Genomic DNA, 12,485 nt, shown 5'->3' on the forward strand with positions numbered 1-12,485 from the left:
ACGGGTACTACTACGCGACTTCGTGCATTCCCGCGAGTTTGTGTCGCGTTCGTCAGCGATTTCGCCCCGTGCGTACCAATGGTGTATGATGATCAGGAGAACCCAGCTTAGGGGGAATTTCATTATGCAGAGTTTATGGATGGGCTGCTGTGCCGCCGTTGCAGCTATTGTATTTACCGCCAGCGCCATCGCCGACCAGAGCGCCACAGATGATCCGGTGTATGCTTTTGACCACGCTATGCTCTCGATCTTTCACCGTGGCCAGGATGCGCTGACGGCTGAAACCCGGCCCGTCATGATTATCGCACGTGATGTCACAGTCATGACCGAAGACGGAGAGGCGAGCTATCCAAGGGATGCGCCAACCTATCAACATCTGAAGTCCACGTCGCATGTTGTGTTGGGATTGATCGGGGCTGTGACTCCATGGCCTGATGAAAATACCGATGATGAGCGCTGGAAGGCGGAGTTTGCAATTATCATCAATGAGATAGATGTATTTCTTGCGGCATTGGACGAACTGGACATAGCCAAGGACGACTTGGCGAGCCAGCGCAAAATGCTCGAAACAGCCCGGGCATTTGCTCAAGGTGCACTCGACAAGGATCAGATCACACGTGAAACGGTTTCGCAGGTGATCAACGACATGCGGCCCATCTGGGCAGAGAATATGGAGAAATCTGCACGTGCGGAGTTGAACGCACTTCATACCGCCGTGTCCGATGCACGCGCAGCCATAAGCGAAGAGGAGTGGGCCAAGATGTATGTGGTGCATCACGGCGGCTCCAGCGTCAAAGACGTCAATGTCGTGCTTCTGTACCTACAGCGCGTGATGCCGGAAAAGGTTGCTGCCGGGCAGGTTCTGTTCGCTGAGAACGCACACGGGAACGACGCGTTGGCCGGATACGCCGGATACGTTCGAATGCAGAAGCATGTTGGTGCATGGGTGTTCGGGGACCCTGAACGGATGCGGGTTGACCTGCTGGGATATGAGGCGGGATCGATCCTGGATGAAATGATCCCGGCACCACCGCCAAAGCCCACCGATTAGAGAATTACTCCAGCAGGTGTGAACAGGTGATACGTTTCGCACGGGCGAAAGAAATTGAGCTTAATGTCGTGGTTGCAGATTGTACCTGACATTTGGATGTAAATAACCTCAGGTTGAAACACAGAATCACAACCTCTTGAAATTGTAGCAATGACTTCCCATTTAAAATGTATACAAAGGTATACAATAACGAGGGCAATCTGCTGATGTTTGACTTTTTACTAGAGGGCGCATTTGTGCCCTTTACCTTGGCGCTTGCGCTTCTGTTCGGTCTTCTGGGCCTTGAACTGATCGCATTGGTTTTCGGGGGAAGTCTTCTGGCAGGCGAGGGCGAGGTTGATCTGGACATGGTCGACGCGCCCGATCTGGACGTCGTCGACTTTGATCTGGATATCGACGCCGACATCGATCTGAGTGACTTGGAACTGGCCGAAATTGAAACCGATGTGCCTGCGGCTACGCCCGTCGGCCCGTTTGGCTGGTTGGGCATTGGCAAGATGCCATTCATGATCTGGCTCGTTGTGCTGCTGGCTGGTTTCGGCCTGAGTGGCATAGGCCTGCAACTGGCGCTGCGTGATCTGCTGGGCTTTGACTTACCTGCATGGTTGGCCGCGATTCCGGCCGGAGTATTCGGCCTATGGTTCGCACGTGGCTTTGGTGGTGTCTTCGCTCGCCTCCTGCCCAAAACCGAAACCGAAGCGATGTCGGAACGGATGCTGGCCCGCCGCCGTGGCGTGATCACTCAGGGTATCGCATCGCGAGGCCGTCCAGCCGAAGTCCGCGTTATGGATCGCTTTGGCAACACGCACTACCTTCGCGCAGAGCCGTTGCAGGACAAAGATGCGCTGGAGCAGGGAACAGAAGTCCTTGTTCTGCGTGATCGACGGCGCGACCGGTTCGTTCTGGTTCGCATGTCAGTTTAAGCAAAAAATCTTAACCCCAATCCGGAGGATATTGCATGGAACTATCATTCCTGGCCGTTACAGTTGTGACTATTTTAGCCGTACTCTTGTTCATAGGCCTTGTACTTGGCCGCCTTTATCGACGCGCCACGCGCGAGATCAGCCTGGTGAAAACCGGCGCGGGCGGCAAAAAGGTCATTATGGATGGCGGCGTCATCATCGTACCGTTGCTGCACGAAGTCAGCCCGGTCAACATGAAGACTCTGCGCCTTGAGGTGCAGCGCAGCGGTGAGGCCGCGCTCATCACCAAAGACCGGATGCGTGTCGACGTGGGTGTCGAATTCTACGTCTCGGTGATGGCGACTGAAGAGGGCATCGCACGCGCCGCGCAAACGCTGGGTGATCGCACCTTTGACGTCGAGCAACTGCGTGAGATGATCGAAGGCAAGCTGATCGACGGTCTGCGTGCCGTGGCCGCTCAGATGACTATGGATGGTCTTCATGAAAACCGCGCCGACTTTGTGCAGGAAGTGCAGAATGCGGTGTCCGAAGACTTGCTGAAGAACGGTTTGTCGCTGGAATCGGTCTCACTGACTGCGCTCGACCAGACGCCGTTTGAAGCGCTGGACGAGAACAACGCCTTTAACGCCGTGGGTATGCGTAAGCTGGCCGAGGTGATCGCCATATCCAAAAAAGAACGCGCGCAGATCGACGCCGAGGCCGAGGTTGAGGTGCGTCGTGCGGCGATGGAAGCGGAGCGTCAGAAGTTGCTGATCGAACAGGACGAACAGCAGGCGCGCATCGAGCAGGCGCAGAAGGTGGAAACTCTTCGTGTGGCGCAAGAGGCAGAGATCGCTGCGCGAACTGAAGACTCGGTACGCGAAACCGAACGCGCTCGGATTGCCCGTGAAGAGGCCATTCGTTCGGCCGAGATTGAGCGCGAGCGCAAAATCCGCGATGCCGAGATCGCCAAAGAGCGTGAGATCGAAGTGGCGGAACAGGAACGCCAGATCATCATCGCGCAGAAATCCGAAGAGGAAAGCCGCGCGCGCGCATCCGCCGATCTGGCTCGAGCCGAGGCGACCAAAGCAACCGAAGCCGTGGCTACGGCGCGCGAAGTGGCCGAGGCCGAGCGTCAGAAGCAGATTGTTCTGATTGAAGCCACCCGTGAGGCCGAACGCCAGGCCACCGCGATCCGTTTGTCAGCGCAGGCCGAGAAAGAGGCCGCCGCAGACCGCGCCGAAGCCCGCCGCGAGGAAGCGCAGGCCGAAGCAGACGCGCTGAACATTCGCGCCGAGGCCAAGAAGAACGACATGCTGGCCGAGGCGGAAGGTAAGCGTGCGATCGTAGAGGCGGACAACGCCCTGTCACCTGAGCAGATCCGGATGAAGGTCGACTTGACCCGCATTGAAACCATGCCCTCGATCATCTCGGAAATGGTCAAGCCTGCCGAAAAAATCGACTCGATCAAAATCCATCAGGTTGGTGGGATCGGAGCTGCCAATTGTGGTGGTGTTTCAAGCGGTGAAAAGCCGGTTGTCAATCAGGCGTTGGATTCGATCATGGGAATGGCCGTGCAGATGCCAGCGCTCAAGAAACTGGGCGAAGAGCTTGGCTTGTCCATGGAGAACGGCGTCGGGGGCGTGGTGAACGGTGCGCTTGAGAGCACCGTGGACCCAGATGAGGTGGTCGAAGCGGTCGAGGGCCATGGGCCAGCGGTCCAGCAGTAAAACAGAAGGGCCGGGATTTCCCGGCCCTTTTTCATTGCTTTTCGCGAGAACCCTTGAGCAGCCTGCCGATGATAAAGGATGTGCGCGGTGCATAGACATAATTCGTCCGTTTCTCGGGCGTCGGGCGCGAACGCATACGGGCGAGGCCAAAGACAATAAGAAACACATGACCCAATGCAACAAAAGCAAACAGGGCTCCGGGGCCGAATTGCTGGATCAACGTGGATGAGATGTAGGGCGAGGCAATTGCCCCCAATGCATACCAGAACATCAACGCTGCTGCCAATTCAACGCGTTGTTCGGTCGTGGCAAAATCATTCGCATGGGCCGAGGAAACCGAGAAAATCGGAAACGTGGTCAGGCCAAAGAACCCGGCGGCCAGCATAACGCCGACCGTTCCAGTTCCGCTAGCCAACATCGTGACACCGCAGCTTAGCACCGCTGCCACGGATAGCCAGATCAGCACCCAGCGTCGATCATACTTGTCTGCGAGCCAACCCAAGGGGTACTGGGCCAGTGCGCCGCCCAGAACGAAAGAGGCCAGAAAGAATGCAATCTGATCTATGCCCAGTCCGACCTCCTGACCGTATACCGGGCCGACCATGCGAAATGATGCCGAGCTAAGCGCAGCCACGATAACGCCCGCCACAGCTAGTGGTGAGCTGTGCCAGGCCAGCTTGGGACGCAGGCGCGGGGTGTCCGGTGTCTTGGGTTGGCTGGCGCGAGTTAGGGCCAGCGGCAAGATCGATGCACAGCATAGGATCGCAAGCAGGTTGTATGAAACGTAAGAGGCGGGTGGCAGAACAGCAATGATAAGCTGTGCACAAAGCGAGGCCCCCATATCGGCGATACGGTAGGTACCCATCGCGCGCCCACGGGTTTCGTTGGTGACCTTGGCGTTCAGCCAAGCCTCGATCACGGTGTAACAACCTGCGACACAGGTGCCCGACGCGATACGCAGCGCGGCCCAGACATAAGGGTTTTCAGTCAGCGTATGCCCCAGCAACCCCATCGCGCCCAAGGCGGTGCAGACCGCAAATGCGCGCGAGTGCCCGACACTGCCCATAAGCCGCGGAGCCCACCAGCAACCAACAAAGAACCCAATAAAGTGCGATGACCCCAGCAGACCGATCTGTTCGGTCGAAAAATCAAGCGTCAGCCCCGAGATTGCATCCAGCGGACCGACACCGCCCGTTGAGAGCTGCAGCAGAATGACCGAAAGAAAGAGGGCGGCAAATGAAATGATCGTACGCATGATAGGTGCAACTTGACCTTGTCGCCACGAAATGCGCGCGCCTAATCGACGCTCTGACGTCGTTTTTTGCCTTTTTGTGGTTAATCCTGCCGGATGATTTCGGCGTGGATGTCCAGGCCGATCGTGGGTTGTACAAGATCAGGATATCCAGACGCGCCAAACTCATTTCGATTGATCGCCCCCTCTAGCCGGATGGACAGGGTGTCCAGTTCATCCACCGCGCTTCCCGGTCTCCGATACAGGTTGGCGCTCAAAGTCACCGGACGCGTGATACCGCGCACTGTGAGATCGCCGGTCACGGTTGCACCTTCCGAGATACGGCCAGTGGGTCCCAACTGAATCTTGGTCGTGATGAAACGGATGGTGGGGTATTGGGCAGCGTTCAACACACTTTTTCCCAACATCGGACCTCGGGCAAATGGTAGGTTCGTCCGCGCCCGGGCCACGTCCAGCACGACATCGACCCGGCTGTTTTGCAAGCGATTGGTATCAATCAGAATTTGGGCCGACTGTACTGGCATCGTGCCCGTCTGAAGCGCGCCGGACAAATCATAGGTGAAGCCAACGGAACTGCGCGATGCTGCCAGCGCATATGGGGTGAGGGCGGCCATCGCTGCCCGTGCCATTGGTAACGCGCAAAGGCTTGCAATCAGGCTGCGTCGGGTAAGGTTCCTCATGCCATCGCCGTGCGTCCACGCGGGCGCGAGCGTTTCATGAGCATCAGCACGATTGCGATGTTCAGCCCGTTCCAAAGGATGCCATTGATGAAAGCAAGCTGATAACTGCCAGTCACGTCATAGATCCAGCCCGACATCCAACCACCCAGAGCCATGCCGAGGATAGTCATCATCATGACAAAACCCACGCGCGCGCCGGCCTCTTGCGGGGGCATATATTCGCGTACAATCAGCGCGTAGCTGGGGACGATACCACCTTGGGCCAGCCCGAATAGCATGCTGACGACATAAAGCGAAACCATCCCATCATAAGGGAGAAACAGGAACAGAGCGATACATTGCAGGACCGAGCCAATCAGCAGTGTTGAAAGCCCTCCCAACCGGTCCGCGACAAGCCCCGAGATGATGCGGCTAACCACGCCGCCCAACAGCATCAGAGACAGCATCTCGGCCCCAACGGCTGGGCCATAGCCCAAGCCCACACAATAGGAGACAATATGGACCTGGGGCATCGACATGGCCACGCAGCAGCCGATGCCAGCCAGCCCAAGGATGTACTGCAGGGCGCGGGGTGAAAAGCCGACGCTTTGTGCTTTGACCTGTGCTGCCGCCGCTGCCGTGCCGTGCGCCTCGATGGGGACCTGTCTGCGCAAAAGCAGGGACAGAGGAATGACGGCGACCAGGGTGATGACGGCGAGGCTCAGATAAACCTGCTGCCACCCGTCGCGCTGCAGAATGCCCGACAGCAGCGTGGGCCAGATCGCGCCCGACAGGTAGTTGCCACTGGCCACCAGTGCCACGGCAATCCCTCGCCTGCGCATGAACCAATGCGAGATATCGGCGATCAGTGGTCCAAATCCGATTGACGTGCCGAGCCCCAGCAGAAGATGCGCAACCGACAGCAGCGCAATATTCGGCGCAAGGGTTGCCAGCAGATAGCTTACCGCGCTCAGCACAGCGGCGCCGATCAACGCCATTGTCACGCCCAGTCGGTCCACCAGCTTGCCCAGCCACATGTTGCCGAAGGCAAAGCCGATCATGGCGAGCGTATAGGGCATCGACGCCGCGGCTCGGTCTGCGCCAAACTCGGTCTCGATGGCGGGCATGACGACGATCACAGCCCACATGCCCACATTGACCACGGTTGCGATGGCCAGGGTGATCAGCAGGCGAAGCCAGGAATATCGGCTGTCATGGATCGGGTGTGTCATGCCGGCACGCTAGGGGGCAAGTCCGGTTTTGGCCAGTCACAAGTTATGTGATCATCGGGGCGTCTTCGGATTTGATCTGCTTTAACTGCAGTCCGGAATGAGGAGCGGCCCGCGTCACGTGCCAACTGGCCGGGGGCAGGGCGCGGGCGCGGCGGCGGGTCAGACACCAACTGCAGGCCTCGTCCCGATAGGTGGGCGCCATATGCCAGCGCGTCTCAATCCCCTGTGCGCCACCATCGTCAGGCGTCAGCAATAGCCCCAGCGGAGCCTGTCCCGATATGCCGCCCTGTTCGGCAGCCAGATGCATCCGCCGGACCGGGGTCAGACCCGGCGGGCCGGGCAAATCGCCAATGACCAACGGGGCGGCACCGCTGCGCAAGGCTTCTTCCATGCACCACAACAGGTCTTCGGGTTTGTCAGGGCGGATCAGCAGAAACCGGGACGGATCGGCAAAAGGCAGCATGCCCTCGGGATGCAGCTGCGCCACCTCCCAAGCCGGGGCAATCCACATCACTGGCCCTTGAGTCTGCGCCGCCACCCACAGAGCAAAGCTACGCCGGGCAGGGCCGCAGGCTTCGTGTACACGGGCCAGTTGCAGACTGATCTGTGGGTGCAGGGCCACCCCGGGTGGGGTGCGCGCGGGCTTGCGGCCAAGAAGATTGGTGGACATGCTGATCAAATTAGCATGTTCTCATTTTGTTCTCAATTGAGGAATGCGGTCAACGCGACAGGATTAGACGCCCATCTGCGAACTGGATGTTCGAAAAGCGGTGCAGATACGCCATCCCTAGCAAGGATTGACCCAGATCGCCTTCATTGACTGAGGCCAGGATATCGCGATCGGTGATGGGGCCCAAAGACAGGCTGTCCAGCCGAACCGGCGCTGTACGCACAATGCCATTGGCCGTCGAGGCGCGGCCGAGATAGTTCAATTGATCCGTATCGATTCCAATTCGTTCGGCATCTTTCGGGCTGATGACGATATTGCTGGCCCCGGTATCGACCAGAAAGGTCACCGCTGTGCCATTCACCAGCATTGGTAAATAGTAGTGTCCATCATAAGAGCGGGGCACTTCAATCCGCTGATCGGTCACGGTCAGTTGCGGGGTCGGGCTGACGGTTGAACGGATGTCATCCCACAATCCGACAACGGCAATGACACCGATAAAGATAAACACCCAAGCCGCGACCTGCTGCATGGTTTTGCCCAAAGACTGACGGTTCTGAGTGATAAACCACATCAACAGGGCCGCACCCAGCAAAACCAGATAGGTCAATCGCCCAATATCGTAGCCGTCCATTCAATCACCCGAAATCAGTTTTCTCATACCAATATGGTGTTTCAAGAGGCGAAACCAAAGGCTTTGAGGCCATCAAGAATGAACTGAACCGACAGTGCAGCCAGCAGCATACCCAGCAGCCGTGTCAGCACGTTCAGCCCAGTCTTACCGAGAATACGGGCGATCATGCCTCCGGCCAGAAAGAACACAAATACAACCAACATGACGGCAAGCATAACAGCGCAGGCCGCTGCGATCCCAGGGACGCCCGGGTTTTGTCCGGCCAAAAGAATGATTGTTGCGATCGATCCGGGGCCCGCGATCAGGGGTATGGCCAAGGGGAACACCGAAGGGTCAGAATGATCTTCTTCCTCGGCGCGGTCCTCGCGGCGTTTGGTACGGCGGTCGAACAGCATGTCCAGCGCAGTCAGAAACAAAAGCGCGCCACCTGCAACGCGGAAGGCTTCCATCGAGATGCCGACGAATCCAAGAACCGCTTCACCAAAAGCGGCAAAGGCGATCAGGATGAAAACCGCGGTCAGGCAGCTGCGAATGGCAATCTTACGGCGTGTGGCCGCATCCATGTCCTGCGTCAAGGCAACGAAAATTGGCGTGGTGCCGAAAGGGTCGATCACCACAAACATCGTGGTGAAAGCCGTTATGAAAAAGGCCATGTCGATCATGCTGCGCTCTCTGCCTGTTCCAACCGTTCTGCGGCGGCGACCCATAGGGCTTCAGCCTTTTGCATGGCTTCGACCACCTCGGCGAATTTGCGGTTCCAGGTTTCCAGATCGTTGATCCGGTCATCTTCATAAAGCGCCGGATCGGCCAGCTTGGCAGAAAGCTTGTCGTGCATATCGGTCAGTTTCTCGACCCGGTCTTCGCATTTGCGCAGATCCGCACGCAGGGCCAATACGGTCTCGCGTGACGCACGTTTGGGTTTGGGCGCCTGTAGTTTATCTTTGACCGGTTTCTCGCGGGCCAGCAAAAGAGCGCGATAGGCCTCAAGATCGCCATCGAATGGCTTCACGGTGCCATCCGAGACCAGCCATAGCCGATCAGCGACAAGCGACAGTAGGTGCATGTCGTGGCTGACCAAGATGACCGCGCCGGAATAGGCAGTCAGCGCTTCGACCAGCGCTTCGCGGCTTTCGATGTCCAGATGGTTCGTCGGTTCGTCAAGGATCAGCATATGCGGCGCGTCGATGGTAGCGATCAGTAGCGACAAGCGCGCCTTTTGTCCGCCAGAAAGACGCCCGACTAACGTTTCCGCCTGATCCGCGTTCAATCCGAACCCCGCCAGACGCGAGCGCCACTTGCCGGGCGCCTCATTGGGGCGTAGGCGGCGCAGGTGATCCAAAGGTGTTTCGTCAACATGCAACTCATCCACCTGATGCTGCGCGAAATAGCCGATGCGCAGCTTGGAGCTTCGGGTCATTTTACCTGCCATCAGGGGTAGGCGGTCAGATAGCAGTTTTGAAAGGGTTGACTTGCCCTGACCATTCTTGCCCAGCAGAGCGATGCGATCATCCTGATCAATGCGCAGGTTCAGTCGTCGCAAAACCTCGGTCTCACCATAACCGGTCACGCCTCCTTCAAGCTGAATGATCGGTGGCGACAGCTCTTCTGGCTCGGGGAATGAAAAGGCGCGCAAAGCCGCCTCTTGCGGAGTTGAAACCAGTTGGATGCGCTCGATCATCTTCAAACGCGACTGGGCCTGTACGGCCTTTGACGCCTTATAGCGGAAACGATCCACGAAACTTTGCAGATGTGCGATGCGGGCCTTGGCCTTGGCGTTTTCCGACTCTGCTTGTGCCAGACGTTCAGCGCGACGTTCGGCAAACTTGTCGTAGGGAACCGCGTAATAAGTCAGTTTGCGATCTTCGAGATGCAGAATTGATCCGACGGCGCGGTTCAACAACCCCCGGTCGTGGCTGATGATGATGACGGTGTGAGGGTATTTGGCCAGATAGCTTTCAAGCCACAACGCACCTTCAAGGTCCAGATAGTTGGTCGGTTCGTCCAACAGCAACAGGTCAGGCTGCGAAAACAGTACGGCCGCCAGCGCTACCCTCATGCGCCATCCGCCCGAGAAATCCGAACAGGGTTTCAGCTGATCCTCATCGTCAAAACCCAGTCCTTTGAGGATCGAGGCTGCCCGAGCCTCAGCCGACCAAGCATCGATATCAGCCAGCCGTGTCTGGATTTCAGCAATGCGGTCCGGATCTATTGCGCTGTCTGCTTCGGCCATCAATGTGCTGCGTTCCACATCCGCGGCCAGAACCGTGTTGATTAGCGAGACATCCGAGGATGGCACTTCCTGCGCCACGCCCCCGATCCGCGCGCGTTTTGGCTGGGATATATTGCCTGATTCAAGCGACAGCTCGCCCCGGATCAACCGAAAGAGCGTCGTCTTTCCGGTACCATTGCGCCCGACAAGGCCGACCTTGTGGCCATCGGGAATGGTCGCACTGGCCCCGTCGAACAGAGGACGCCCTTCAACGGCGTATGTGATGTTATCGATCCGTAGCATGAGGCGCTCTTACCAGAGCATCCAAACCGCCGCCAGAGGTCGCCATGTTCAATTCAGAAGCGATGTGTTAGCGCTGTTCCGGTTCGTCCTCCAATTGGTTTCGCTATGCGTGCGGCTCAATCTCCTCCGACCCTGATAACGCTGATCTTTGCAACGGCGCTCTCGGTTCTGACACTGAACATGTTCCTGCCGTCGCTGGCGCATATGAGCGAAGATTTCGGCGTGGATTATGGCCTGATGAACGTGGCCGTCGCAGGGTACCTATTTGTCTCGGCGGTCTTGCAGTTGATCGTCGGGCCGCTGTCGGATCGCTACGGGCGAAGACCTGTCTTGTTGATCGCGATGGTCATATTTGTCGCCGCTTCAATTGGATGCGTCTTAGCCGAGTCAATCTGGGTTTTCCTTTCGTTTCGGATGATTCAGGCGGCGGTGGTGGCCGGGCCGGTGCTGTCGAGTGCTTCGATCCGCGACCGATATCCACCAAACGAGGCCGCCAGCAAGCTGGGCTATGTCGCAATGGCCATGGCACTGGCACCGATGCTTGGGCCAATGCTAGGTGGCGCGCTGGATATGCTTTTTGGTTGGCGGGCCGGGTTCGTGCTGTATTCGCTGCTTGGGGCAGGGGTGCTGTTGCTGCTTTGGGCTGACATGGGTGAAACCAACACCAACCGCTCGTCGACTTTCGCGGCGCAGATGCGGGAATACCCGCATTTGTTCCGCGCGCGTAGGTTCTGGGGTTACGCCTTATGCGCCGCGTTCTCCATCGGCGGTTTTTTTAGTTTTATCACCGGCGCGCCTCTGGTCGCCGCAGCCTGGTTCGACCTGAGCCCAGCAATGCTGGGTCTGGGCATCGGTATCATCACGGGCGGGTTTATGGTCGGCAACTTTGTTACCGGGCGCATCGCAAAGCGTACCCAGCTGACGACAATGATCTTGTTCGGTCGGGTCGTGGCCTCGGTTGGGCCATTTTGCGGGCTGCTGCTGTTCATCGGCAATATGGGCTCGGTCTGGGTGTTTTTTGGATCCGCCATCTGCGTTGGTTTCGGAAATGGTTTGACCAATGCAAATGCCTCGGCCGGGGTGATGTCGGTGCGCCCGAAATTGGCCGGCAGCGCGGCTGGATTATCAGGCGCCTTGATCGTGGCACTGGGGGCTGTCTTGACCATGATGACCGGGACGTTTGTAAGCCCTGAAAACGGGCCATATCTGGTGCTGAGCATGATGTGCGGCAGCAGCTTCGCAGGCCTTGTGGCGGTGCTCTACGTCCGAAGGCTTGACCGTACCGACCCGCTGCCCGAGGCGATCTGAGTGATAAACAATCATAACGCTTTTCATGAGGCAAATACCATGTTAGGCGGCGCGCGATGGATTTCGGCGCGGGTATCGCGCCCTTAAGTCAAGGAGAGGCCAATATGGCACTGGAACGCACATTCTCGATCATCAAACCCGATGCAACCCGCCGCAACCTGACTGGCAAAATCAATGCCAAGTTCGAAGAAGCTGGCCTACGCATCGTCGCGCAAAAGCGCATTCACATGACCAAAGCTCAAGCTGGCAAGTTCTATGACGTGCACGCCGAGCGTCCGTTCTATGACGAACTGTGCGAATTCATGTCGTCGGCCCCTGTTGTTGTTCAGGTTCTCGAAGGCGAAGGCGCCATTGCAAAGAACCGCGAAGTCATGGGCGCAACCAACCCTGCAGACGCAGCACCTGGCACCATCCGCGCCGAGTTCGCAGAATCGGTCGGTGAAAACTCGGTCCACGGTTCGGACGCACCGGAAACTGCCGCGGTTGAGATCGCCTATTTCTTCTCGGGCATCGAACTGGTCGGCTAATCGGCCGTCAG

At 57.9% G+C, this 12,485-nt stretch carries 12 protein-coding genes; 5 read left to right on the forward strand and 7 right to left on the reverse strand.

The features are described from left to right. Window positions 1-124 precede the first annotated feature (124 nt). From AC1DFB_RS05035 to AC1DFB_RS05045, 3 genes are all read left to right on the forward strand, one after another. Complete coding sequence (locus AC1DFB_RS05035; protein ID WP_480922247.1) at window positions 125-1,051, forward strand: hypothetical protein; 927 nt, start codon at window positions 125-127, stop codon at window positions 1,049-1,051. 206 nt (window positions 1,052-1,257) lie between these two features. Further along, complete coding sequence (locus tag AC1DFB_RS05040; protein ID WP_170393710.1) at window positions 1,258-1,974, forward strand: OB-fold-containig protein; 717 nt, start codon at window positions 1,258-1,260, stop codon at window positions 1,972-1,974. Between the two features lie 35 nt (window positions 1,975-2,009). Beyond that, window positions 2,010-3,683, forward strand: coding sequence for a flotillin family protein (locus tag AC1DFB_RS05045; RefSeq protein ID WP_480922248.1), 1,674 nt, complete (start codon window positions 2,010-2,012; stop codon window positions 3,681-3,683). Between the two features lie 31 nt (window positions 3,684-3,714). Here the strand turns inward: AC1DFB_RS05045 and AC1DFB_RS05050 are convergent, their stop codons facing one another. From AC1DFB_RS05050 to AC1DFB_RS05080, 7 genes are all read right to left on the reverse strand, one after another. After that, on the reverse strand, window positions 3,715-4,938 hold the full coding sequence (locus AC1DFB_RS05050; protein WP_480922249.1) for an MFS transporter: 1,224 nt from the start codon (window positions 4,936-4,938) through the stop codon (window positions 3,715-3,717). An 80-nt stretch (window positions 4,939-5,018) separates the two neighbouring features. Then, window positions 5,019-5,615, reverse strand: coding sequence for a YceI family protein (locus tag AC1DFB_RS05055; protein WP_480922250.1), 597 nt, complete (start codon window positions 5,613-5,615; stop codon window positions 5,019-5,021). Beyond that, window positions 5,612-6,826, reverse strand: a complete 1,215-nt coding sequence (locus AC1DFB_RS05060; protein ID WP_170510367.1) for an MFS transporter — start codon at window positions 6,824-6,826, stop codon at window positions 5,612-5,614. Before AC1DFB_RS05060 ends, AC1DFB_RS05055 begins: the two co-directional genes overlap by 4 nt. Before the next feature lie 43 nt (window positions 6,827-6,869). Beyond that, window positions 6,870-7,496, reverse strand: a complete 627-nt coding sequence (locus tag AC1DFB_RS05065) for a hypothetical protein (RefSeq protein ID WP_170405242.1) — start codon at window positions 7,494-7,496, stop codon at window positions 6,870-6,872. Between the two features lie 49 nt (window positions 7,497-7,545). Next, window positions 7,546-8,127, reverse strand: coding sequence for a TIGR02281 family clan AA aspartic protease (locus AC1DFB_RS05070; protein ID WP_170405245.1), 582 nt, complete (start codon window positions 8,125-8,127; stop codon window positions 7,546-7,548). Window positions 8,128-8,168: 41 nt separating this feature from the next. Further along, window positions 8,169-8,789 (reverse strand): MarC family protein, encoded by a 621-nt coding sequence (locus AC1DFB_RS05075; RefSeq protein ID WP_170393323.1) that lies wholly within the window; start codon window positions 8,787-8,789, stop codon window positions 8,169-8,171. Then, window positions 8,786-10,639 (reverse strand): ABC-F family ATP-binding cassette domain-containing protein, encoded by a 1,854-nt coding sequence (locus AC1DFB_RS05080; protein ID WP_480922251.1) that lies wholly within the window; start codon window positions 10,637-10,639, stop codon window positions 8,786-8,788. The genes AC1DFB_RS05075 and AC1DFB_RS05080 overlap by 4 nt, the downstream gene beginning before the upstream one ends. A gap of 105 nt (window positions 10,640-10,744) precedes the next feature. Here AC1DFB_RS05080 and AC1DFB_RS05085 point away from each other — a divergent pair, with 105 nt between their 5' ends. Both AC1DFB_RS05085 and ndk read left to right on the forward strand, forming a co-directional pair. Continuing rightward, the gene (locus AC1DFB_RS05085; RefSeq protein ID WP_480922252.1) at window positions 10,745-11,947 is read left to right on the forward strand and encodes a multidrug effflux MFS transporter; all 1,203 of its coding nucleotides are present in this window, start codon (window positions 10,745-10,747) and stop codon (window positions 11,945-11,947) included. A gap of 104 nt (window positions 11,948-12,051) precedes the next feature. Further along, on the forward strand, window positions 12,052-12,474 hold the full coding sequence (gene ndk / locus AC1DFB_RS05090; protein ID WP_008757405.1) for a nucleoside-diphosphate kinase: 423 nt from the start codon (window positions 12,052-12,054) through the stop codon (window positions 12,472-12,474). The last annotated feature ends 11 nt before the right edge of the window (window positions 12,475-12,485 follow it).

The organism is Ruegeria sp. S84 (assembly GCF_056583445.1).

Coding starts and splice junctions, on each gene's coding strand:
- AC1DFB_RS05035 (WP_480922247.1), top strand. CDS start 125: ATGCAGAGTTTATGGATGGGCTGCTGTGCCGCCGTTGCAGCTATTGTA.
- AC1DFB_RS05040 (WP_170393710.1), top strand. CDS start 1,258: ATGTTTGACTTTTTACTAGAGGGCGCATTTGTGCCCTTTACCTTGGCG.
- AC1DFB_RS05045 (WP_480922248.1), top strand. CDS start 2,010: ATGGAACTATCATTCCTGGCCGTTACAGTTGTGACTATTTTAGCCGTA.
- AC1DFB_RS05050 (WP_480922249.1), bottom strand. CDS start 4,938: ATGCGTACGATCATTTCATTTGCCGCCCTCTTTCTTTCGGTCATTCTG.
- AC1DFB_RS05055 (WP_480922250.1), bottom strand. CDS start 5,615: ATGAGGAACCTTACCCGACGCAGCCTGATTGCAAGCCTTTGCGCGTTA.
- AC1DFB_RS05060 (WP_170510367.1), bottom strand. CDS start 6,826: ATGACACACCCGATCCATGACAGCCGATATTCCTGGCTTCGCCTGCTG.
- AC1DFB_RS05065 (WP_170405242.1), bottom strand. CDS start 7,496: ATGTCCACCAATCTTCTTGGCCGCAAGCCCGCGCGCACCCCACCCGGG.
- AC1DFB_RS05070 (WP_170405245.1), bottom strand. CDS start 8,127: ATGGACGGCTACGATATTGGGCGATTGACCTATCTGGTTTTGCTGGGT.
- AC1DFB_RS05075 (WP_170393323.1), bottom strand. CDS start 8,789: ATGATCGACATGGCCTTTTTCATAACGGCTTTCACCACGATGTTTGTG.
- AC1DFB_RS05080 (WP_480922251.1), bottom strand. CDS start 10,639: ATGCTACGGATCGATAACATCACATACGCCGTTGAAGGGCGTCCTCTG.
- AC1DFB_RS05085 (WP_480922252.1), top strand. CDS start 10,745: ATGCGTGCGGCTCAATCTCCTCCGACCCTGATAACGCTGATCTTTGCA.
- ndk (WP_008757405.1), top strand. CDS start 12,052: ATGGCACTGGAACGCACATTCTCGATCATCAAACCCGATGCAACCCGC.